The organism is Nitrosospira sp. TNL200, assembly GCF_055386305.1.
In genome coordinates this window covers 1,868,446-1,889,436 of sequence record NZ_AP041003.1, presented here as the reverse complement: position 1 = coordinate 1,889,436, position 20,991 = coordinate 1,868,446, and the positions used below count along the sequence as shown (strand labels likewise).

At 58.1% G+C, this 20,991-nt stretch carries 19 protein-coding genes; 13 read left to right on the top strand and 6 right to left on the bottom strand.

Features of this window, described 5'->3' with window-relative positions; translation table 11 throughout:
* Positions 1–81: 81 nt before the first annotated feature.
* The 6 genes from ACZ5CE_RS08440 to ACZ5CE_RS08415 all read left to right on the top strand — a co-directional run bounded on the left by ACZ5CE_RS08440 (position 82) and on the right by ACZ5CE_RS08415 (position 7,731).
* Positions 82–1,188 carry a hypothetical protein gene (locus tag ACZ5CE_RS08440; RefSeq protein WP_464574448.1) on the top strand — a complete coding sequence of 369 codons (1,107 nt, stop codon included), beginning with the start codon at positions 82–84 and terminating at the stop codon, positions 1,186–1,188.
* Between the two features lie 3 nt (positions 1,189–1,191).
* A complete protein-coding gene (locus ACZ5CE_RS08435; RefSeq protein ID WP_464574447.1) occupies positions 1,192–3,045 on the top strand; it encodes a GMC oxidoreductase in 1,854 nt (617 codons plus the stop codon).
* The gene (locus ACZ5CE_RS08430; protein WP_464574446.1) at positions 3,042–4,292 is read left to right on the top strand and encodes a cupin domain-containing protein; all 1,251 of its coding nucleotides are present in this window, start codon (positions 3,042–3,044) and stop codon (positions 4,290–4,292) included. The genes ACZ5CE_RS08435 and ACZ5CE_RS08430 overlap by 4 nt, the downstream gene beginning before the upstream one ends.
* Positions 4,293–4,373: 81 nt before the next feature.
* Positions 4,374–5,624: a cupin domain-containing protein gene (locus ACZ5CE_RS08425; RefSeq protein ID WP_464574445.1), complete on the top strand. Its 1,251-nt coding sequence runs from the start codon at positions 4,374–4,376 to the stop codon at positions 5,622–5,624.
* A 61-nt stretch (positions 5,625–5,685) separates the two neighbouring features.
* Positions 5,686–7,488, top strand: coding sequence for an alpha-amylase family glycosyl hydrolase (locus ACZ5CE_RS08420; protein WP_464574444.1), 1,803 nt, complete (start codon positions 5,686–5,688; stop codon positions 7,486–7,488).
* Positions 7,489–7,503: 15 nt separating this feature from the next.
* Positions 7,504–7,731 (top strand): hypothetical protein, encoded by a 228-nt coding sequence (locus ACZ5CE_RS08415; protein ID WP_464574443.1) that lies wholly within the window; start codon positions 7,504–7,506, stop codon positions 7,729–7,731.
* A gap of 326 nt (positions 7,732–8,057) precedes the next feature.
* On the opposite strand, the gene ACZ5CE_RS08410 is transcribed toward ACZ5CE_RS08415, so the two are convergent.
* From ACZ5CE_RS08410 to ACZ5CE_RS08390, 5 genes are all read right to left on the bottom strand, one after another.
* The gene (locus tag ACZ5CE_RS08410) at positions 8,058–8,498 is read right to left on the bottom strand and encodes a hypothetical protein (RefSeq protein ID WP_464574442.1); all 441 of its coding nucleotides are present in this window, start codon (positions 8,496–8,498) and stop codon (positions 8,058–8,060) included.
* Positions 8,498–9,304, bottom strand: a complete 807-nt coding sequence (locus ACZ5CE_RS08405; RefSeq protein ID WP_464574441.1) for a hypothetical protein — start codon at positions 9,302–9,304, stop codon at positions 8,498–8,500. The genes ACZ5CE_RS08410 and ACZ5CE_RS08405 overlap by 1 nt, the downstream gene beginning before the upstream one ends.
* Before the next feature lie 442 nt (positions 9,305–9,746).
* The gene (locus ACZ5CE_RS08400; protein WP_464574440.1) at positions 9,747–10,253 is read right to left on the bottom strand and encodes a hypothetical protein; all 507 of its coding nucleotides are present in this window, start codon (positions 10,251–10,253) and stop codon (positions 9,747–9,749) included.
* 299 nt (positions 10,254–10,552) lie between these two features.
* Positions 10,553–10,936 carry a VOC family protein gene (locus tag ACZ5CE_RS08395; RefSeq protein WP_464574439.1) on the bottom strand — a complete coding sequence of 128 codons (384 nt, stop codon included), beginning with the start codon at positions 10,934–10,936 and terminating at the stop codon, positions 10,553–10,555.
* A 162-nt stretch (positions 10,937–11,098) separates the two neighbouring features.
* A complete protein-coding gene (locus tag ACZ5CE_RS08390; RefSeq protein ID WP_464574438.1) occupies positions 11,099–11,422 on the bottom strand; it encodes a hypothetical protein in 324 nt (107 codons plus the stop codon).
* A gap of 136 nt (positions 11,423–11,558) precedes the next feature.
* On the opposite strand from ACZ5CE_RS08390, the gene ACZ5CE_RS08385 reads away from it, so the two are divergent.
* From ACZ5CE_RS08385 to ACZ5CE_RS08375, 3 genes are all read left to right on the top strand, one after another.
* Positions 11,559–12,155 carry a polysaccharide deacetylase family protein gene (locus ACZ5CE_RS08385; RefSeq protein WP_464574437.1) on the top strand — a complete coding sequence of 199 codons (597 nt, stop codon included), beginning with the start codon at positions 11,559–11,561 and terminating at the stop codon, positions 12,153–12,155.
* A 4-nt stretch (positions 12,156–12,159) separates the two neighbouring features.
* Positions 12,160–12,702: a hypothetical protein gene (locus ACZ5CE_RS08380; RefSeq protein WP_464574436.1), complete on the top strand. Its 543-nt coding sequence runs from the start codon at positions 12,160–12,162 to the stop codon at positions 12,700–12,702.
* A 462-nt stretch (positions 12,703–13,164) separates the two neighbouring features.
* Complete coding sequence (locus ACZ5CE_RS08375; protein ID WP_464574435.1) at positions 13,165–13,905, top strand: hypothetical protein; 741 nt, start codon at positions 13,165–13,167, stop codon at positions 13,903–13,905.
* A gap of 63 nt (positions 13,906–13,968) precedes the next feature.
* Here the strand turns inward: ACZ5CE_RS08375 and ACZ5CE_RS08370 are convergent, their stop codons facing one another.
* Entirely contained in the window at positions 13,969–17,334 is a 3,366-nt protein-coding gene (locus ACZ5CE_RS08370) for a hypothetical protein (RefSeq protein WP_464574434.1), read from the bottom strand.
* 253 nt (positions 17,335–17,587) lie between these two features.
* Here ACZ5CE_RS08370 and ACZ5CE_RS08365 point away from each other — a divergent pair, with 253 nt between their 5' ends.
* The 4 genes from ACZ5CE_RS08365 to ACZ5CE_RS08350 all read left to right on the top strand — a co-directional run bounded on the left by ACZ5CE_RS08365 (position 17,588) and on the right by ACZ5CE_RS08350 (position 20,871).
* The gene (locus tag ACZ5CE_RS08365) at positions 17,588–17,803 is read left to right on the top strand and encodes a hypothetical protein (protein WP_464574433.1); all 216 of its coding nucleotides are present in this window, start codon (positions 17,588–17,590) and stop codon (positions 17,801–17,803) included.
* A 44-nt stretch (positions 17,804–17,847) separates the two neighbouring features.
* On the top strand, positions 17,848–19,005 hold the full coding sequence (locus tag ACZ5CE_RS08360; RefSeq protein ID WP_464574432.1) for an AAA family ATPase: 1,158 nt from the start codon (positions 17,848–17,850) through the stop codon (positions 19,003–19,005).
* A gap of 14 nt (positions 19,006–19,019) precedes the next feature.
* Positions 19,020–19,610 (top strand): hypothetical protein, encoded by a 591-nt coding sequence (locus tag ACZ5CE_RS08355; RefSeq protein WP_464574431.1) that lies wholly within the window; start codon positions 19,020–19,022, stop codon positions 19,608–19,610.
* 595 nt (positions 19,611–20,205) lie between these two features.
* Positions 20,206–20,871 carry a hypothetical protein gene (locus tag ACZ5CE_RS08350; protein ID WP_464574430.1) on the top strand — a complete coding sequence of 222 codons (666 nt, stop codon included), beginning with the start codon at positions 20,206–20,208 and terminating at the stop codon, positions 20,869–20,871.
* Positions 20,872–20,991: the final 120 nt, after the last annotated feature.

The window sequence follows — 20,991 nt, the reverse complement described above, 5'->3', positions numbered from 1 at the left end:
GCTTGGCTACACTGAATCGACGGCGGACAGTTTGACTCTTGCGGGTACGCCCGCCTCATGAAGTTCGGGGAGGATCGCGCAATGGCGGTGCAGGTTATCGCGAACGACGACCAATACATTCTGAATCACTGCACGCGGTTCCTGACCCGCCGGAATACGGATGCGCGCCACAATTTCGGCCAGTACGATCCTGCCGATCCGCGCGCCCGCATTTGCGAAGCATGGCGCTTTCCCATCATCGACAGCCATGCCCAAATGGATGGCGGGGACGATGGGGACAATTACGCGTTCAACAGGGTCACGTTTGTCTATCGTGCGGGCGAACCCGGCTCATCCGGTGTCGCCGGAGCGGGCGGAACGCCAAGCCAGGTCGGTGTAATCGGTACCTTCGCGAAACTGTACGAGCCTATTGCGCTTTCGCCGGTTCGCTTTCTCGGCGAACCGACCGGCTACTTCGCGGTATCCCTCAGGGTTCCCAAGGGCCAGGCCTACCGCTACAAGTTCATGGTGGATGGCAAGGCCATGCTCGATCCGGTCAACCCCCAGCAGATCCGCGAGCCCAACGGCCACGCATGGTCCCGGTTTTTCACCCATCTCTGCACCCAGCCGCTGTCGTTCGAGAGCTGGGAACTGGCGATACTCGAGCGGCTGGTCGATCACATCATGCCCTTTCGCACCAAGGATGGCCAGGATTTTCTCCAGTTTTTCTACAACCAGCTCGACGCACAGCAAAAAAAGCAGCAGTACCTGTTTTCGTACCGGCTCGACCAGTCGGTCGGGATCGTCAACTTCATGGACAATCTCGTGGCGCGCGAGGAGCGGCATCATCTCATCGACTACAAGATCTGCCTGGAGCTGATCGCGGATATCGTTCGCCAGCGGGCAGCGGATATCGAGCCCGCGAAGGCTCCCAAGGAGATATTCATCGGCCTGTACGGGGAAATGGCATCCGGACAGGTGGCGGGCTGGGATACTTCCCGCTACAACGATCCCACCTATTTCCTGCAGATGCTGCGGCGCCACGCGTTCACCGGCGCCTTTTCCCACCCGAAATACGGCGGCAATGCCAGCGCGCTCGGATGGCGCTACCTTGCCGATCGCTTCAGGAATGGGGGCGGGGAGACGCTCTTCGACTGGGAGCGCGCCATCGAGCAACCCCTGGGAACCAATACCGACTATCACGGATAATCCATGGCTTTGCAGACCGACTTCGACGTGGTGATCATCGGCAGCGGCGCCGGTGGCGCGCCGATAGCGCACGAGCTTGCCCGGCAACAGAAATCGGTGCTCGTCCTGGAGAAAGGGCCGCTTTTCCTTTCCCAGGCGCAAGCCGCGAATGGGCTGAGCGATTTCAAGCGCGACGAGCTTTATGCCTATGGCGCGGAGAAGCGGCTTACCCACGCGGCGGTGGACAACAAGCAGGCGGCTTTTTTCTCCAGCCACGTGGAACCGGATATCAACGACGAGCCGCATATCTACCGCGACGGGAACGGCAGGGACCGGGCCACCATCGAGGGCTATACCGCGCAGGTGATCGGCGGCGGGACGCAGATCTACGGCGGCGTGTCGCTGCGCTTCACGCAGCGCGACCTCACGCTCCAGAGCTTCAATGCCGGGCGGACGGATCTGGCCGCCACCGATCCGGCCGGGGATATCGAGCGCGAAGCCCGCGACTGGCCGGTTTCCTATGCCGAGCTGGAGAAATACTATTGCAAGGCGGAAAAGCTGGTGGGAATCAACGGTGAGCAGGGCAACCAGCTCAAGCCCTTCACGGAGAAGGATACCTACCAGACGCCCCTTGCGCCTAATGCGATCAGCCGCTACGCTCATGACGGCATGGTGTATGTGGGCAGGGGAAAAGGACCTGGCGGGGCGGATGTGTTGCCTTACCGCACCCCGCTTGCCGTCATTACCGAAGACCATGCTCCCAGCGGGCGCAAGATGATCGCGGCGCCGGACGACCTCAAGACCAGCTATCTCAACCGTTTCGGCGACCCCCTCGGTTTCAAGTCGAGCACCTGGAACGCGCTGCTAGCCCCGTTGCGGAATGAGCCCGGCCTCAGCATCCGCACCAACTGCGTCGTGACCCATCTCGTGAGCGATGGCGCCCGCGTGAGCGAGGTGCGCTATATCGACCCTTCGGGCAGCGAGCGGATCGCGCGCGGAAAAGTCGTGGTGGTGGCCTGTTCCGCCATCGAGTCGATCCGTCTGCTCAAGCTCTCCGCCGGGCTCGATCCCACCGGTTTTGGCCGCATTCTGGAACAGCAGAATGACCTGCTGGGAAAATATTTTCTTACCCATGCCTTCGGCGGCGCCAGTTCGACCATGCCGGAACGTTCGGACAAGACGCGCTCGCTGGATGCCGACTGGGCGACAGACTACTGTTCCACCGACGATTTCCTGAAAGCCAGCCATCTCTGGGCGGGCGGCGCGGTTTACAACAACACCTCCGACGAGGCGCTGCCGCTATCGCTGGGGCGCACGCATTCGGCGACGGACCTCGATACGCTGTGGCATGGGTTCGCGAACGATTTCGGCCTCATCGGGCAGGGCATGGTCGATTTCATCGACAACGACATGGGGCGCGGGCTCTCGGTGAGCTTCATGGCGAACCAGGTGCCGCAGAAGGATAACCGCATCGAACTGCACCCCACGGTAAGGGACAAATGGAACCGGCCCGTCGCCTACATCATCAAGAACTGGCACAGCCATGATAAATACCTGATGGATACGCTTGCCCAGGAATGCGCCAATATCCTGCGTGCCGGCGGCAACACCACGCATGACTATCCGATCCGCGGATTCGGCGGGGTATACAACGGCGAAAACGGCATCGCGCGCATTGCCAACCACATCCTGGGCGGCGCGCGCTTCGGCTCGGACCCGCGCGATTCCGTGCTCGACCCGGATTGCCGTGTATGGGGCTTCGATAATTTGTACGTTACCGACGGCGCCTTCATGCCGACTTCCGGCGGGGCGAATCCCACGCTCACGATCGAAGCCAATTCGTTCCGCGTGGCGGACAAGATAGGAGGGCGCTTATGAGCAACGGCATGCCAGGCAGCCTGGGAGGCCAGGCCGGGGGACCGGGCGCGATCGCGACCGCGGAAAAGGCGACGCCGCACGCCGGATCGTTCTCGTCGGCATTTACGGATGTCTATAACGAAATCTTCAAGGTCGTCTTTTTTCCCGACCGCATCTACCATGAACGCTACCTGAACGCGACGCGCAGCCCGCGCTACCGCTACAACGTGCGGGAGGTACGCAGCTACCTGGATATCACCGCGATGAAGAGCCAGGTGTATCTCGACGGCAAGCTCATCGGCAATGTGCTCCGCATCGAATATGGGGCAAGCCGGCTGGTGGAGCAGATCCGGGAGAAGGAGCGTTTCCTCCAGGACGGGCTGGTCATGTGGATACAGCCGCTTCCCGATGGGGTTCCCAACCCGCCGCAGGCCAGGGTGAGGCTGGCATACGACATCTGGACTCATACTTTCCAGGTGGAGATCTGGGAAACGCTGGAGGCGCCGGAGGGGACCAACCATGCCTTTCCGGTGCTGGACCAGATGGGCCGCAACGCCCCGATCACGCGCGTGCCGCAATTCGATGGCGTGATGGCGCAGCTTGGCTCGCTCAACAGCATGCAGCTCGCCTTCCGCGAGGACACCCGCGACCTGCCGTTCGGGTTTCCGATCACGGATGAGGATGCCGCCTGGGACAACGCATTCCTGCGGTCCCACCAGGAGCCGGTCACTTCCGACCCGAGCAGCCCGCGGAATACGATCCTCGACCAGAGCTACCTGCTCGATTTCCAGCGCGGCTGGTACGTGCAGGTACCGGAAATCGTGCCGGTGCGCTACCTGAACGCCATGATGGACAGTTCCGGCAATCCGGATGCGAAGCCCGATAACATCATCGACATGCGCTGGATTTTCCAGCGGGAGTTTGGCGGCTCGATGATCTTCTTCCACCATGTCACGATTCCGCCCGGGCATGTCGAGGGCAATCACCAGCATATCGGATCGGAAGAGCTGTATTACATCGTCGAAGGGGAGGGAGTCGCCTATCTCCGGGTAGGGGACGACCCCGCGACGGACGCGAAGACGCCGCAAGGAGCGGACGTGTATCCCGTCGAAAGCCGGATGACCATGGGCCTGGGGTATTACGACTACCGCCGCCTGCCGGTGAAGCCGGGCAGCGTCATTTTCACCAAGAGCGGCGGGATGCACGGGATACGCAATACCGGAAGCGCCGACCTGAAGTTCGTCGCTTTTCTGTATCACAGTACCTGAAGAGAAGACGTCCTGGCAAGGTGTGGCCCCATCCGGCACTGCGCCGTGCCGGTTCAGGAACCGAAATAAGGGAGAATGGCAATGGAAATTGTGCATGGGGACGCCTGTTTTCGCGTCGAGCCCGGCACGTCGCCGAATTACGACGCGGGAAACTCGCTGGTCAAGCTGATGGGCCTGGTGGAAACGGTGGCATTGGCGGAAAGCCGGGAATACTACGATGCGGATCAGCTTCAATATCTCTTTCCCATCCGTTCGCTCGAACTCTATGGGCCGCAGGGCCAGGATGCGGATGTGCTGGACCCCACCCGGCAGGATAACAAGACCGATTTCCAGAAGCAGAATGTGCGGGATTTCGTCGTCACGGATGCATTCCTGGTGCGGGGCATCGCCGCCGCCGGGGACTGGAGCGGCCCGTTCCTGCGGCTTTCCTATGCCGGGGGTCCGGATTCCGCGCTTGCGGCGGCGGGCGGCTACCCGCTGGGCGAACGGATCGGCCTGTGGCTCAAGGTCGGCGATGCCGCGACGGCGGGCATGCTGCCTGTTCCCTATAACCCGCGGTCGCACCGCTATGAAATCGAATTGTGGGGATATCCGGCGGACGACCTTCGATCCCGGCTCGATGCGAGAGGGCAGGCGGCGCTGGATAGCGGCGAGTTGACGGTGAATCTGGATCTGGTCCATGGCGACGTGGCCAATTTTTCGCGCGCAGCCCTCGAAGGCCGGCTGGTGACCGGCGTTGCGCCCACCGACGCCATGCATCCGGTATTGCCGCTCGCCATCGAGGTGGCCTGGGCCACGGCGGACGGCAAGGCGTGGGATTCGCAAGGCGGGGCCAATTACCGCTATGCATTCAACATGATCAAGCGCGGCTGGGACAATTATCTCGGCGTGGGCGCGAGCCCCAATCCGCATGGCGGCGTCGGTTTTCTGGAATACCGCAATCTTCTTTCCAACTATGGCCGGTATGCGGGAATGAATGAACTTGCCCGAGCGCTGGAACCGTGGATGTTCGATGCGTTCAACAGCAAGCAGCACGCGCAGGCGACGGAGCCTTTCATGGCGGTCAACTATGTCGATCTGCATATCATGAAAGGTGATTGCGGCATCGGCCTGCACCGGCATCGCGATAATTCGGAAATTTTCCTGATGATGCGGGGGCGGGGGTGGATGGTGGTGGGCGACTGGTGCAAGATGCCGGACCGCGAGCGCTGCTTCGAAGTCAGGATCATGCGCTCCGGGGACATGGTGATGCTGCGCGGGGGCAACCTGCACGGGCTCATGAACCCGACCGACGAAGACGCCTTTCTTTCGATGTTCGGCGGCTACGACTGAGCATTGAATCTGAATCCACCCTGTCCAACTGCCGGATTTGGGATAAAGGAGGGAGAAAATCATGCCCGTCTCAACAAGACCCTACATGGGCGCTACCGCGTTCGACGGCGGCGTCACTTTCCGTGTCTGGGCGCCCAATGCGCGCGCGGTCTACGTCGCGGGAGAGTTCAACCAGTGGAGCAAGACCGCATCGCCGCTTTCCAGCGAGGACAACGGCTATTGGTCCACGGATGAAACCACCGCAAAACCCGGGCAGCAGTATAAGTTTGTCGTCGTCAACCGGGATAGCGGGGCGGAATTGTGGAAAAACGACCCGTATGCGCGGGAGTTGACCCAGTCCAACGGGAACAGCATCATCGCGGCGACCGATATGGTCGGGGATGTGCCGGGCTACGGCACGCCTTCGGCAAACGAGGCGGTGATTTACGAGCTTCATGTCGGTTCGTTTCTTTTCGACAGGACGTTCCCGGACCCGCACGGCACTTTCGCCACGCTGATAACCCGGCTCGACTATCTGCGGGACCTGGGCATCAACGTGATCGAAATCATGGCGGCGGGAGAATTCGCCACCGATTTCTCGTGGGGCTACAACCAGGCTTACATGTTCGCCATCGAGCATGCCTACGGAGGCCCCAACGGTTTTCGCGACCTGGTGAGGGAGGCCCACAAGCGCGGCATCGCGGTGCTCTTCGACGTGGTCTACAACCATATCGGGCCGGAGGATTGCGACCTCTGGCAATTCGACGGCTGGAATGAGAACAGCCAGGGCGGGATCTACTTCTACAATGACAACCGCAACCAGACTCCCTGGGGGATGAACCGGCCGGACTATGGCCGTAATGAGGTGCGGCAATATCTTCGCGACAATGCGTTGCGCTGGACCGAACAGCGGTTCGTGGACGGCCTGCGCTGGGATGGAACCGGCTGGATACGGAATATCTTCGGGAGCAATGATTATCCTCCCAACGACATTCCCGATGGCTGGAGCCTGATGCAGTATATCAATAATGAAATCCGCGGGCGGCAGCCCTGGAAGTTCAGCATCGCGGAGGACATGCAGCAGAACGAATGGCTGACACGGGATACGGATGCGGGTGGCGCCGGTTTCACCACGCAATGGGATGCGGGCTTCGTGCATCCGGTGCGCGCAGTCATCGTGCCGGGATATGATGACGGCCGCGACATGGGCACAATGCAGCGGGCGCTGGAGCTGCGCTATAACGGCGACGCATTCCGGCGCGTGATCTACACCGAATCGCACGACGAAGACGCAAACGGCAGCGCGCGGGTGCCGGAAGAAATCTGGCCCGGCAATGCGGACAGCTATTTTTCCCGGAAGCGCTCCACCCTGGGCGCGGCGCTCGTTTTTACGGCACCGGGCATTCCCATGATCTTCCAGGGACAGGAATTTCTCGAAGACCGCTATTTCCGCGACGACGTGGAGCTCGACTGGAGCAAGGCGGTGCGCAACGCGGGCATCGTCGATTTATACCGCGACCTGATCCGCCTGCGCCGCAACTGGTTCAACAACACGCGCGGCCTGCGCGGCCAGGGGATGCATCTCCATCATCGCAATGATGCGGACAAGCTGATCGCGTTTCACCGCTGGGACCAGGGGGGGCCGGGGGACGACGTGGTGGTCATCGCGAACTTTGCCAACAGGAGCTACGATTCGTATTCGATAGGGTTTCCTCGCGAAGGCCTGTGGTGGGTCCGCTTCAATAGCGACTACGCCGGGTACAGCCCGAATTTCGGCAATCAGCGGGGGTACGACACCGTCGCCGGGCCGGGGGGGAGAGACGCCATGCCCTGCACCGGGAATATCGGGATCGGACCTTACAGCGTCCTTATCCTGTCGCAATGACGGGATGCCGGAGGCATGCTGCGGGACACCATCGCGTTGTGCTCCCGATCCGGTACCCTGAACCGGAAATATGATGGGTTACGCGTTGCTCTATCCATTCTTCCACGCAAGCTGGATTCCGGCTCGCCGCTGGCGCGGCGTCCGGGATGGCGAGGTTTTTTATGCAATGAATTTACGATTCACCACCCTAAGGAAGCGCTGAATAAATCCTCGCTGAGCGCGTTGCTGGTAAAATCGGGATGATCATAAGACGCGCGACGCAGGTCGTAGCCGGGACTACGATGCCAAGGAGCGCAACGCAGTGGCTCCCCAGAGCGTGGCCCGAGGGCCCCCGCGAAGCGGGGATCGGGCAGCGGTGGGGATGCTTCGACCGCACCACAGGTTTGTTGGGGCGCAGGCATCCCGCTACGGGGTCGCATCTTCCTTTCGGAAGACACTGCTCCGCCCTGCGCGGTCGCACCATTCGCGTCGTCGCCTTTCGCGCATCCCATCCCGCAAAGCCACCGCCGCGCCAGCGGGGACTTGTTCAGAGCTTCCCTAGCTAGAGCAGTGCGGAAAATCCCCGATACTCAATGACGGTGCACCTCGAAGCAGCGCTTCAAGCGAGCTCCCCTCCAGACGCCCCGTGCATCGGGCCACCATGGTAATGCGTATTGCGCGGTTTCCAACACCCGCACGCTCCAGTCCACATCATCGATAAATCGGAAATGCACCGTGGCCGGTGGATCAAGATGCAGATCTGAGAACGATCCTGTTGTGTAAGGACCTCCTATACGCGCAGAATCAAGTAATTTCCCTTTGTCATCGAGTAGATGAATTGCCAGCATTTCTTCAAACGGTGTGTCGTCAGTTACAAATAAGAGCCAGCCTCTAGCACACCGTACCGCAGCTTTAAGCATACACCCTGAGACAACCGAACCGGTTGGATGGCCCGCTATCCAAACATTACTGCGAGGTCCATCTTTTCCTGTTGAATGAGCACGCAACTCAACCTCATCGGCCAGTCGCATCAATTTTTCCAAAAGAAATCGACCCCCATTGCAGCTGCCGCTCCACCAACGAAAGCACCAATCGTAACGCACACGGGTGCGCCTGGGCCGCATGCCAGACCAGCGAGTGCGCCACCAGCTATCCCGCCCGCAATACCTGCACCAGTGACTGCACCTTCATGCAATGCTGCTGTCACTTTATCATCGGCAGTGGCAACGATATAGACTGAAATGCCTAGTGACAACACGATGAGCCCGCGTCCTGCTCGCGATACCCTGCGCATGGTTCTTGTAAGAATTTCATTGGACTTACCGGATGATTCAACTATAGCCGCGTAGACCCGATTTTGTTGCTCCGTAGTCAGTCGGAGGAAGTTGGCATCCTTGCCAAACAGGTTAATTGTCTTATCTGCAATCAATCTATTTAATGTGGGACTTTCCGGCTTTAGCCACTCGGCTACTGATCGGCCAACAGGAGTGCTGCGGCGGCGGAGCAGTTGCATAACCTCATCGCGTACTCCATGAGCCTGTTCTGCAGCTTCCTGCCATGTGAGTTTGCCAGCCCTGACAAGCGCTTTAATCTCATCCCGGAATTCGCGCGCGAGTTGATCGTATCGTGCACGCAATGCACCGTCCAAGGTGGCAATGAAGGCAGAATTTGACAATTCCGCTTTTAACAGATTGAACTCAGCTTCGAATTCCTGCTGATAATTGTGAACCCCAACCGGTCCGGATAGTGGCGATGCCGAACGTACCAGCGTTCCGTCATCCACTACTGGAAGATTGATACTTGTTCCCACCGGACCTGCAACTTTTACGCTACCCACGAAGGTTGATCTCTCAATTCATCTTTATTTTGGTTGGGTCTATATTTCGCCGCTTTCAACTCTCATACACCAATAGAACAACTATTAGCCTTCAAAATCGTCAAAATCTACCTTCATCCAGTTACATTTCACTTCGACTCTTCACGGCCGTGATCTAAGGAAGCGCTGAACAAATCCTCGCTGAGCGCGTTGTGGGTAAAATCGGGATGATCATAAGGCGCGCGACGAAGGTCGTAGCCGGGACTACGATGCCAAGGAGCGCAACGCAGTGAGCGCCCGATTTTACCGCAACCCTCCTGGGGCGGGGCTTTGCGAGCGGTCTGCCTTGTCAGGCTCCTGGCGAAGGGGATCAACCATTCGCGTCGTCGCCTTTCGCGCATCCCATCCCGCAAAGCCACCGCCGCGCCAGCGGAGATTTGTTCAGCGCTTCCCTAACGTTTCCTTAAAGGATGATCGGGTTCGAGACGACCCGGCATCGCCAATCGAAGGCAATGTTCGGGTCAGCGTCTCCGCCGGGCTTCCAGGTGAAGGCCGTAATTTCGACGTCATTGAAGGAATTCGGATTGTTGGGGTCCTTGATCAACTGGTGCGTCAAGGTGATGAAGCATGGGTTCGCCGTCTTCGGCGTTGCAAGCAGGAACACCGGTTCGGAAAAAGAATTGAGATTGCTGCAAATGAAATCGCTCAGGCGGAAGACGCGTTTTCCGTCGGTTCCGGTCGAAGTACGGCCGGTTGCATCCAGAAGAGTGCGCGGACTCGTGCAGAATTTTCCTGGAAATATGACAAATCTTGAGGTGATCTGGCTATTTTCTTCATAGAATGCCGATCCGACGGGAAAAGAGAAAAAAGCCAACTGGTCCGCGCTCGCCTCGATTTGCGTACCTGAGATCTTCTCGAGTTGCGTCTTGAAGTCGCCGAGCGCTGCCGACATTTTTGGGTCGATTTCCATGTGAACCTCCTTAAATTCAAAGAATTGAGAATCGGAACCAAACAGGTGTTGAACCTAAATCCGGCAGTTGACCGCTCATTTTTAGTTTAGAACCATGATTCACCGAGACTTTTCGCGGTACTCGACGTTCATCTATAGGGGTGAGTTCGCTACAGGGCAGATTGTGCAATTTTTACGGCACACGGCTGCGTTGCAACTCCTTGCAATGGAATGGCCATTGCGCGTCGCAGCACCTTGCCCTGCACCCCAAAAACCGCACACTCCACCCCGTCCAGCTGCCGGATTTAGGTTAACAGACCTTAATGCATGGAATGCAATCCGATCATGTTGCCTTCGGGATCGGAAACGAGCGCGATATAGCCATATTGGCCGATGGACATTTTTTCCTTGACAAGGCGCCCACCGTGTCCGGCGGCACGTGCGGCTTCCACGGCGCAATCTTCGCACTTGAAGTAGACCAGCGTGGTGTTTCCGCCGGATGGACCTCCTTCCATTTTCGCCAGCGCGCCGGCTGCGCCATAGCCTTCGTGCGACATGGGGAAGGCCCACATTTCCAGTTCCGTGCCAGAGGCGGGAGCAGGCAGAGGCTCGAGCTTGCCCTGGAAGACCGTTTCGTAGAAAGCTTTGGCGCGCTCCATATCCTGCACGTAGATTTCAAACCATCCAACGGGATTGGCATCCATGGGGTAGCTCCTTCGATAAGGGATAATAGGGATAAAGGGGTCCGGATATTTACAGGATAGCTCGTTTCTCCATGTTGTGCCGGGAATTCCACCCTGCATGCCGCGGAAACAGGTGGCGCATGTTGCGAAGCGCTCCGCCCATTCACCTATTCGGCTATCCGCCTAACCGGGGAGCCAGTAGGTTACGCCGCCGAAATCGACGGAGTGGCAGTCCTCCCTGCAAAGCGCCTTGCCTGTTCCTTCCGCATTCTTGCCATTTGCATGATTTTCGAATGCGCTGTCGCGGATCAGGTTCACTCCGCTGTCATAGGTGGAAACGGATGCGGCGGCTTCGATATTTCTCGCAAATGCGTTCAGCGCTTTCAGCTCTTCCGAATAATCATCCGAGCAGCGGTAATTCAATTGCTGCTCCAGCCAGTTGATGCGCGTCAATAGTTCCTTGGAATTGATTACGTTTTGAGTATTGGTTATGGGCTTGTGTTCCATGTTTTCATCCGCATGAGGGTCGTATCGAAGTTGGGCGGTAAATGCCCGATCAGGAAAATAATGCTATAAATAAAGGGGTAAATGATGAGGCAATGGCCTGTCTGGTTCCTCCCTCCCACTTTTCAGGAGAATAAAAATGCTCGGTGATGGAAAATCCGTTGTGCTGTCGTTTGATGACGGACCCGCACCCGTCGGTGCGCTCGAAAGCATACTGCAAACGCTGCAGGACAATCAAATCAAGGCGGAGTTTTATGTTCTCGGCAACGAAGTGGAACTGTACCCTGATGCTGCGAGGAAGATCGTGCGCGACGGACACGACATCCAGAACCATTCCTGGAGCCATGCGGATCTGGCTGCGGCACAGGCGGAGGATGTGCGTTCGGAGCTTGAAGAAACCCAGAACGTGATCGAGGATACCACCGGGTTTATTCCCACGAAAATCCGCCCGCCATATGGCGCCGGCGGTTTTCGCGGCCACCTCGATGCGGATCTGGTCGAGGCGGCGCGTGAATTGTCGCTGGAGATCGTCACGTGGGATATCGATACGGAAGACTGGAAAGCTCCCCAGGGATTGGGGCCTGAAAAGATACGCAATATCGGGAGCCAGTTTGTGCAGCAATCGCGCAAGACTTCCTTCAACATCCTGATGCACGTGCAGCCGGGCACGGCGCGGGATCTGCCATCATTCATTGCCCAGTTGAAGGAATGGGGTTTCACCATCGCGGTACCATGAGGTCATGAGGGGACATTCCCGGAGGGGGTGCGGGAGACTGGCCGGCGGGGCCTCCCTGATCCTGTTTTTGTCATTGGCGTCGCGCCCGGCCGTGGGCGCGGACGTGGATACAGACGTGGCGGAGGCGCACCGGGAATACCGGTGCACGCCGGAGGTCAAGCATGAGTGCAGCATGGAGCGGTGCGAAAAGACTGCCCATGGGTTCCAGGATGCGGAATCTTTCATTTATGACACGCGCACTGGAAAAATCTCCGCCTGCCTGTGGACGAATTGTTATGCGGGCGCGGCCACGCTGTTCAAGGATGCGGTATCCGGCACGACAACCGCCATTGCCCGGCTGAAGCCGGCAGCCCATCCGGGAAATGAGCCGATCACGGTTTCGTTGACGGTGGATGATGCTGGCATGGAAGGGCGGAGAGATGCGAAAGAGGATGAAAACGGAAAAGGAGATAAAGGGAGTGAAAGCCGTTTTACCGCCGTATGGGGTTATGGCAGCGACCGGCTGACTTTCGACATGGGCCGTTGCGCGCTGCGGCATGTGCGCTGATCGCGATATTTCGCATCAGGGACCAGGATCGCGGGATTGGATTATAATGCCCGCATGCGGCCAGCCGGCGCGCCTCCACCCCCGCCATGCAGCAGGGAACTGCGCTCATGGCCCGATATGTCCGATGCACCGATGTGCCGATATAATCGACGGATTGCAACACTTTGCCACCCTGCATCCTGCACGGGTTGGGGCCATATAATCATAAGCAAGGCAGGGAAGGATGATCCTGAATCCGGCGGCTGATCGCTCATTTCAGCTTGGAACCATGATTCACAAAGACTTTCCTCGGTATTCGAGATTCACCTATAGGGTGAGTCCGCTACAGGGCGGATTGCGCGATTTTTGCGGTCCATGGCTGCGTTGCAACTCTCTGGAATGGAATGGCCATTGCGCGTCGAGGCGCCTTGCCCTGCACTCCAAAAACCGCACACTCCACCCTGTCCAACTGCCGGATTTAGGATGATGCGCAAATTATCAGGCAGCCGTCGCAACCGTCGCGGTGGTCGCGGTGCCCGCAGTGCCTTGGCGCTGCGGGCCGTGCTCGCCGGAGTTGCTTTTACTCTCGCATTGCTATTATCTGTAGCCAGCGCAAGCGAGATCAGGGTATCGCTGACGGGCAAAGTCACCACCACCGGGGTTTCGGGCGTTGCCGGCACGCCCGTTGTGCTGGGCACGCCGGAAGGCACCCAGGGCGTCTATGGAATTCGTTCGCTGGAGCGCGACGATAAGCCCTGCTATGTTGCATCGGTGACGGAGGAAGTGAATAACTACGGCAAGGATTCGGGTTTTGGCAAGAATCTCTGCGGCAAAAACCCGGGTGGGGCGGAGATGCAGGTCAAATTCGGCGATATAAAATTTGCGAGACGCACTTTCGTGCGGGCAGTACGCGTATGCATGACTAAAAACGACTCGAAGGTCAAGGGTATCCAGCTCCGTGGACGCCAATTCGGGCGCGATGGCAGGCTCAGCGATCTTCCTCCGCGCTATGCGGAACAGCCAAGCTCGGCCGCACTGGAGGATTTGCTCGATCTCAACGCGCCCAGTGACTTGCGCCTCAACTGCAGTGTGTGGAAGGAATGGGTGGAGTGTCCGCCGGGTGAGATTGCCACGGCGCTTGTCGCACATTTCGACTCCGGCCCGTCTCCCAACAATCTCATGGGAATCGCGCTCCAGTGCCGGGCGATCGGCAGGGAACGATAGCAGGCTCCCGCTTCTTGTCCGCTCCCGTCGCATCCGGCTTTCACGGATATGATGGGCCGGCGATCAGAAAGTCGTTGCCAGATATTCGATCAGCAGCACGATGCCATACGCGCCGGAGGGCATGGCAACGGAAGCCCCGAACACCGGGTGCCTGGTAAAAGGAAGGAATGCGCCGGTCTGGTTGTTTCTGATGGCTTCGATCGCCCATTCGATCTGGCGTTGCTGCCTTGTTTCATCCGGTGTTTCGCCGGAATCGCCGGACAACCGGTTCCGCTGCTTTTCCAGCCGTTTTTGCAATCGCGAGAGCGCCTCCTTTTTCGCCACGGCGGCGGCACGCCGCAAGATAAGCGCGGCGATGACGATCAGTGTCGCCTCGACGGTAAAGACAATGACCAGCGCCGTAGGGAAATCCCAGTTGTCGAAATAGGTGTGGCGCGCGATGGCCAGGAGGAACATGACCGCGAACGGAAAGTAGATGAGGTTGCCGATTATCCCGGTGCGCCGGCCAATGAGCTCGATGCCCAGCCATTCCTCCAGGTAATGCGTGCGGGTTCCCACGGGCCGGCCATGTTCGGCGGCCATTTCCGCGACGGTTTTTTCCGGCCATGCGACGTCGCCGGCGGCAATGCAGTTCACCCACCTGCGGCAGAGCCGGGTAGTGTCGATCACATAGAATACCAGGAAGGTCATCGCGGCAACGCCAAGCATGACAACCACATGATTGATCTCGAAACAGGCTTCGCCCCGGCAGGGCGTATGGGGAAAGCCGAGCAGCGCCATGGCCAGGAATGCGAAGAGCAGTCCCAGCGCGGCCTGCGGCAGGCAGCGAATGGCAACGCCGGGCAAGGCTCCCAGCGCCTTGTATTCATGCCATAGGCGGGCGGCATCCATGCCCGCCGCGGCCCCGGCGCCTGCCCTTGCACTGCTGCCTGCCTGCACGGTACCCGGCACGGGCAAAGGCCAGAAGTGGAGCCCGGCAATGCGCTGGAAGAAGCCATGCCCCCTGAAGGGCAGGCCGGGGAATTCGTGCTTGGGAGTGGAGGAAGAACTGGAATCAGGAGCCGGGCAATCCAGCCTGCCCGGCCTGTCTGTTTCCGCCGTAGCGCTGGCGGCAGGGCCTGGACCGAGATTGAAATCGCGCTCCAGCGCATTTTCGTTTTTCTTCAATTTCCACCACGAATAGGCCAGGAAAATCAGTGCCGCCGCCAGTGCGAGCAGGCGGATCGCCGCTGTCGGCCATGCGCTGATGCCTTCCGTCAGGGTCATCGGTTCGGCGGCCGCGTCGGGCAGCGATTTTCTCAACCAGCCGAGCAGGCCATATGAAACAGCCGCAGCAGCGGCCAGACCCAGCCAGAAAAGCCTGTTCGACGCGAGGCGGGCCAGGGCCTGGGTCACGGTGCTGCTGAGCAGCACCGCCATGAGCAAAAGCAGCATGACGATGCCCGCGGCTGCCGCCATCCATTCCAGGCCGCCGGACTGGCTCGACCAGCGGCCCCAGCGCTCGATGTCGGGACGCGCGGCATGTATGCTGACAGCATTATCCGGCAAACCCGACGATTGGCGCTTGTCGACGCTGATATCGAAGGCGCCGCTGCGGCCCACTTCAAACAATCTTGGTTCCGCGTTGGGCGAAAAATAGATGGTTTTGGTTTCGGGCAGGTTGGCCGCCCTGAGCCGGAAACAATCCGGGCAATCGGGTTTTTCCGCTCCGGCCGGCATGAAATGATCCAGCGTCCACAGCGCCGTATAAAACAGCGAGGTCTGGTAGCCATCGCGGAACGGCGGTATAGGCGCCTGCAGCCGGGGATTGAGCTCCTGCCCATAGTGGGAGGCGATCACGACATTGCGCGTCCATTGCCACTGGCCCGGCCAGGCCAGCCGGGTATTCAGGTCGGTGGTAAAGAACACCGCCCGGGGGAATTGCTGGCGCAGCGCCTGCAGGAGCAGGAGCTTGTCGTATATGTCGCTTCCCAGTATGCCGATTGCCTTGAATTCCCCTCCATTGCGCATTTCCTCCTGTTTCAGGGAAGCCGCCAGCCTCAGAACATAGTCGAGCTGGCTTCGCCCCTCGGGCCGCTGGCCCGCATTCTGCTCGCTGCCCTGTGGCGGCTTGCCGCTCCATGCCGGTATGCCCGTCTGTGCCGCGGGGATGGGTTCATCGTTGTCCTTGGCGGGCAATTCGCCATCGAGGCCGGCCAGATACGAATGGGTGTAGATCCATCCGGGCCATTGGTCGTGGCGCAGCTTGTCCACCTGTGCCTTCAACCCGGGTCCGGTCTCGCCAGAGCCATTATTCATCGCCACTGCAGCAAAGGTGCGCGGCAGCGCCCGCCCATAGAGCGTATCCCATTCCGAGATCAGCGCGACCTTGGGGTTGCAGTGTTTTTCCGCACAGGGTTTCAAATCGACCTCTCGCCGCCTGAGCTCCTGGAGAAGCTGCTCGGCCAGCAGAGCGTCGGTTTTTATCGTCCTGATGAATTCGAGCCGGGGGTAGGCAAACAGCTCGTCCACCGTCTGCTCTGTTCCGGGCTTGCCCGGGCCGATTGAATAATCCAGTAAAAATGTGTCCTCCGCCGTGGCCCAGGGCGAGTAAAACCGGATATCTTTTATGGTGCGGAAAGGCGGGTTCGAGAGCGGGCTGGACTGGATATCCTGCAGCGTCTTGAGCATGGCGCTGAGCGTGGCCGAGCTTCTCGGGCCGAGCACGCGATAGGACACCGCCGCGTCACCCAATGCGAGCCGTTCCCTGAAAGCGCCATCCAGGTAGGCGAGGAGATCATCCAGCAAACCGAAGTCCTGATCCTTGAGCCACATGACCAGGACGCGCTTCCCGTATTCTTCGTTGCGCAGTTCCGCCTTGGGAATGAAAAATTCGACCGGGACCAGCATGGCCTGGGAGCCTGTGCCGGGCGCCTTCGCGCCGGCCTCGGCCGCCCTTTCCCTGTCCCACCGGAAAACGCGGATGAATTCGCCTGACTCCGGCACATATCCCGCCGCCCCCAGGGCGGAAATCATGGCGTAACGGTCCTTGAGGCGCGATTCCACGCCATTGACATAGGGGCTCCCGTCCACGAAGACCGGCAGCACCCGCAGCCCGGACTGTATGCCCGAGTTGCGGATGACCTCGAGGAGGGTATGAAGGGTATGGAGATCATTCCCTGCCGGCGGGAGCGCAGGCTGCTTTTCTTCCTTCCCTTTGCCTTTTTCCTCCTGGAAGCGGTACGATTCGACCGCTTCGAATGGATCCTGCCACAGGCGCGACTGTATCAATCCTTGTCCAAGGAATACATGGCTGGGCGTCTCCTTGTCGATGGGCCGGGAAGTCTTGAGCGAAATCCCCTCGTAGATGAGGAAGCTGCCTGCCATCGCCAGCAAGGCAAAGATTCCGGTCAGCGGCAGTCTGGATTTGTCGTCTTGTTGTTCCGCCATTGAATAATGGATAAACTTTTTGGAATTTTTGGAAGGGGGCGCATGGCAGTTATAGCATGGCCGGGGATAAAAACACATCCCGCGGACCGGGAAGTGCTTTGCCGGGTTACGCTGCGCTAACCCGACCTGCTTCAGTTTGTAGGGCGTCAATAAGCGTAGCGCATTGCGCCGAATGTCCGAATTGCGGGTGGGCTATATAACGCGGACAATATCGCGTCAACGGGCGCGACTACATGGATGAGGCAAGGCTGACATGTTCAATGCCCCGTTCGAGAACCTGCCACTGCGCGATGCCGTGGATTTCTACAAGCATGAACGCGGCTGGGCCAACCGGCTGGTGGCGGTCGATTTGCTGCTGCAAAAGGGGGGCGTGGCAGGGCAGGTGCAAATGATCTATATCGACCCGCTCCATGGCATCTGCCATTCGACGCCGCAGAAAACCGCAAGGAGGCGGTTAAATCGCGGATGATCGCGGCATCGAGTCATTGAAAGTTGTTTCGTTGGAGTAAAACTATGCTGGTTGTTAGACTTAAGCTCAAAAATTGGCGGAATTTCAAAGAAGTAGAAGTCAATCTTCGCGAGCGAGTTTATATTATTGGGCCGAATGCTTCGGGGAAATCCAATCTGCTGGATGTGTTACGTTTCTTACGGGATGTGGCAAAACCTGAAGGTGGAGGATTGCAGCGGGCAGTAAAAGATCGCGGGGGGCTTTCCAAATTGCGCTGTTTGCTGGCGCGAAAAGACCCTGAAGTCCTGATAGAAATCGACCTTGCCGAAAAAATAGAAACCGATGCCATATGGCGCTATACACTAGCTTTCCGCAGCGAGGGAAAGGGCGCGCAACGCTTAGTGGTAAGCCAGGAAAAAGTGGAAGACATGCGAAGTGGCAAGAGACTAGTAAATCGCCCCGATGAGGACGATAAGAATGATCCCGAACGATTAACTCAAACATATCTTGAACAGATCAATGCTAATCAAGGGTTTCGAGAAATTGCGGATACATTCGGCACGCTGACTTATCTGCATCTTGTACCACAGTTGCTGAAATATTCGGAACAGCTTGGAAATTATCGCCTGGAAAATGATCCGTTTGGACAGTCGTTCCTTGAGCGTATTGCTAAAACCCCGCAAAGAACGCGTGATGCCCGTCTCCGCAAAATTGAGAGCGCGTTACGTACGTGTGTACCTAACATGCGTGATCTCAAGTTTGAACGTGATGACAATACGGGAAAACCACATCTGGAGGCCCTTTATGAACACTGGCGACCAGATGCTGGATGGCAGCGTGAGGATCAATTTTCAGATGGGACGTTGAGACTGCTGGGTATTATGTGGAGTTTGCTGGATGGTGATTCCGTCCTGTTGCTGGAGGAGCCAGAGCTATCCTTGAATGAAGATATTGTGCGAAAGATTCATCCGCTGATATGGAAGTTGCAGCGACAAGCAAAATATAAGCGCCAAATTTTTATTACAACACACAGTGAAGCGCTATTGCAGGACAAGAGTATCGATCCGCGCGAGGTGATCAGGCTGGAGCCCACTCGAGACGGCACGAGGATCGTGGAGGCATCAGAGGAAGATCAGAAGATGGTGGAAGCCGGATATTCAGTTGCTGAAACAATGTTGCCAAAGGTAAGGCCCGCCGATCTTGAACAGCTTCTATTGCTGTAATGACAAGCAGATGTTTGATTCAATTGGTGGTTGAGGATGAACTGAGCGAAGCGGCGCTTCGTAAGTTGATCGACTATTCCGGTCGCGAATTCACTATCCACAGGGTACTACGGATGGGTGGCTTCGGTCAGATTAAAAGCCGGGTTCAGCAATTCAAGAATGCAAGCCATGCGACACCACATATTGTTCTGACCGATCTCGATCAATATGCTTGTGCACCCGAATTACTCACGGATTGGGGCGCAAACACATTGCCATCGGCTTTGCTATTTCGCGTAGCTATACGCGAAATAGAGGCATGGTTGCTCGCTGATCGTATTGGTATTGCCGAGTACCTGACTATTCCTCTGACCAAAATTCCACTGCGACCAGAAGACGAGCCAGATCCAAAGCGAACATTAATGAACCTTGCGCGCAGAAGCAGAAAGAAAAGATTGACCGAGGAAATTGTTCCGGCCATTGGCTCCAGGAATTCTGTCGGGCCGTTATATAATCTGAGAATGGGCGAATTTGTCAGAAATGTTTGGAACGTGCCGCGTGCGATAGAAAATTCAATACAGCTTGACCGTACACTCGAAAGAATTTCCACTTTTATGATCGAATGACCGTGCAGCCGATTTCATATTACGGTCAATGCAATGCCTATGCAGCGCAGCGCTTCGTGGATGCGGTTCGTGCCGCGGAGCAAACCATCCGGGATTTTCCGGAGGTGGCTTGCTTGGCGACAAGTTGCGCCTATTGCGAGTGGAGAGATTCCCTTATTCAGTGGTATATCTTCCAATTGGCATTGATCGTGATGTTCTGATAATTACCGTGGCTCACCACAAACGCCGCCCGGCATACTGGAAAAACCAGTTGCGCGACGTCAATTGATTGCTCCGGCTTTTCTCATTATCAATTCCCCCTTACGCACGCCCGGTGCGGCACCAGGAACAGGCACGCGATGGTTCGCTAAAAATCATTCCGGAAAGACGCCCGGCCGGGTATGCCGGTATGTAGGGCGTCAATAAGCGTAGCGCATTGCGCCGGATGTCTGCGGAGCACGCACGCGTGGGGCTGCTGGTAATGCTTGTCGGGTTACGCTGCGCTAACCCGACCTACGGGGTTGATAAGGATTAACGATGATAGTGAGGATCGGGATATAGGTCGGATTAGTGAAGCGTAATCCGACAGCGGTAATTCCGCCAGGAAGAATTGGATATGAATGGATCGTTACGAGGTTCCATCATTCTCGTGGCATGTGCCATGGCCACCGGCTGCGCGGGGTTTCGCGGCGGATGGGAGAGCGCAGCCTACATGGGCGATGCGCCTGCGGCGACGCATGCCGAACCGCAGCCAGGCAAGGTCGAACTGGCGCTGCCGGGGCTGAAGCTGCAGGTCAGCATGGATAACCGGTTGCGGACCTACGATACGCAGGTTTTCTTCGGCCTGCCGCTCTCGGTCGATCCGCGCCGTGTATATCCGAAAAATCATCAACCGGGGAAAACACGGGTTTTCGTCAATGTGACGCCGGGAACGGGTGCGTTCGTGTTTCGTCCGCGGCTGGCTTTACTGATGATCGGCGGCCAGCGCTACGCTGCGGCGCGGGGATACGAGTTTGGCATGTGGGATATAAGTAAGCCAGGGTGGCAGCGAGTGGAAAGCGGCGGCAAGTGGGAGCATCGCGATGTCGGCGCTGAACTGGCGCTCGCGGGGGCAGGGGTTCGCTATCTCCTTTCGCTGGACTTCGATTTGCCCGCGCCTTCGCCTGAATCGCCGGATATTGCCCTCGACCTTTCGGGGGCGCTGAAGGATTCGAACGCCGGGAGCCCGCCGCTGCCCTTGATCCGGTTCGCGCCGATTCGCTGGAAGGAGGGGTATACTTGATCCTGCGAAACTGAAAAGATGGCGCATTTGAATCAATCCCCCGCCTCAAGCCTTGCAATATTTCTCCTTTATTATTCTTCCATCATCGGCTATGGTAACAAATGTGGACTGGATTCCGGA

Coding starts and splice junctions, on each gene's coding strand:
- ACZ5CE_RS08420 (WP_464574444.1), top strand. CDS start 5,686: ATGCCCGTCTCAACAAGACCCTACATGGGCGCTACCGCGTTCGACGGC.
- ACZ5CE_RS08380 (WP_464574436.1), top strand. CDS start 12,160: ATGAGGGGACATTCCCGGAGGGGGTGCGGGAGACTGGCCGGCGGGGCC.
- ACZ5CE_RS08385 (WP_464574437.1), top strand. CDS start 11,559: ATGCTCGGTGATGGAAAATCCGTTGTGCTGTCGTTTGATGACGGACCC.
- ACZ5CE_RS08430 (WP_464574446.1), top strand. CDS start 3,042: ATGAGCAACGGCATGCCAGGCAGCCTGGGAGGCCAGGCCGGGGGACCG.
- ACZ5CE_RS08365 (WP_464574433.1), top strand. CDS start 17,588: ATGTTCAATGCCCCGTTCGAGAACCTGCCACTGCGCGATGCCGTGGAT.
- ACZ5CE_RS08395 (WP_464574439.1), bottom strand. CDS start 10,936: ATGGATGCCAATCCCGTTGGATGGTTTGAAATCTACGTGCAGGATATG.
- ACZ5CE_RS08410 (WP_464574442.1), bottom strand. CDS start 8,498: ATGCGACTGGCCGATGAGGTTGAGTTGCGTGCTCATTCAACAGGAAAA.
- ACZ5CE_RS08350 (WP_464574430.1), top strand. CDS start 20,206: ATGAATGGATCGTTACGAGGTTCCATCATTCTCGTGGCATGTGCCATG.
- ACZ5CE_RS08435 (WP_464574447.1), top strand. CDS start 1,192: ATGGCTTTGCAGACCGACTTCGACGTGGTGATCATCGGCAGCGGCGCC.
- ACZ5CE_RS08370 (WP_464574434.1), bottom strand. CDS start 17,334: ATGGCGGAACAACAAGACGACAAATCCAGACTGCCGCTGACCGGAATC.
- ACZ5CE_RS08415 (WP_464574443.1), top strand. CDS start 7,504: ATGCTGCGGGACACCATCGCGTTGTGCTCCCGATCCGGTACCCTGAAC.
- ACZ5CE_RS08360 (WP_464574432.1), top strand. CDS start 17,848: ATGCTGGTTGTTAGACTTAAGCTCAAAAATTGGCGGAATTTCAAAGAA.
- ACZ5CE_RS08440 (WP_464574448.1), top strand. CDS start 82: ATGGCGGTGCAGGTTATCGCGAACGACGACCAATACATTCTGAATCAC.
- ACZ5CE_RS08390 (WP_464574438.1), bottom strand. CDS start 11,422: ATGGAACACAAGCCCATAACCAATACTCAAAACGTAATCAATTCCAAG.
- ACZ5CE_RS08400 (WP_464574440.1), bottom strand. CDS start 10,253: ATGGAAATCGACCCAAAAATGTCGGCAGCGCTCGGCGACTTCAAGACG.
- ACZ5CE_RS08425 (WP_464574445.1), top strand. CDS start 4,374: ATGGAAATTGTGCATGGGGACGCCTGTTTTCGCGTCGAGCCCGGCACG.
- ACZ5CE_RS08375 (WP_464574435.1), top strand. CDS start 13,165: ATGATGCGCAAATTATCAGGCAGCCGTCGCAACCGTCGCGGTGGTCGC.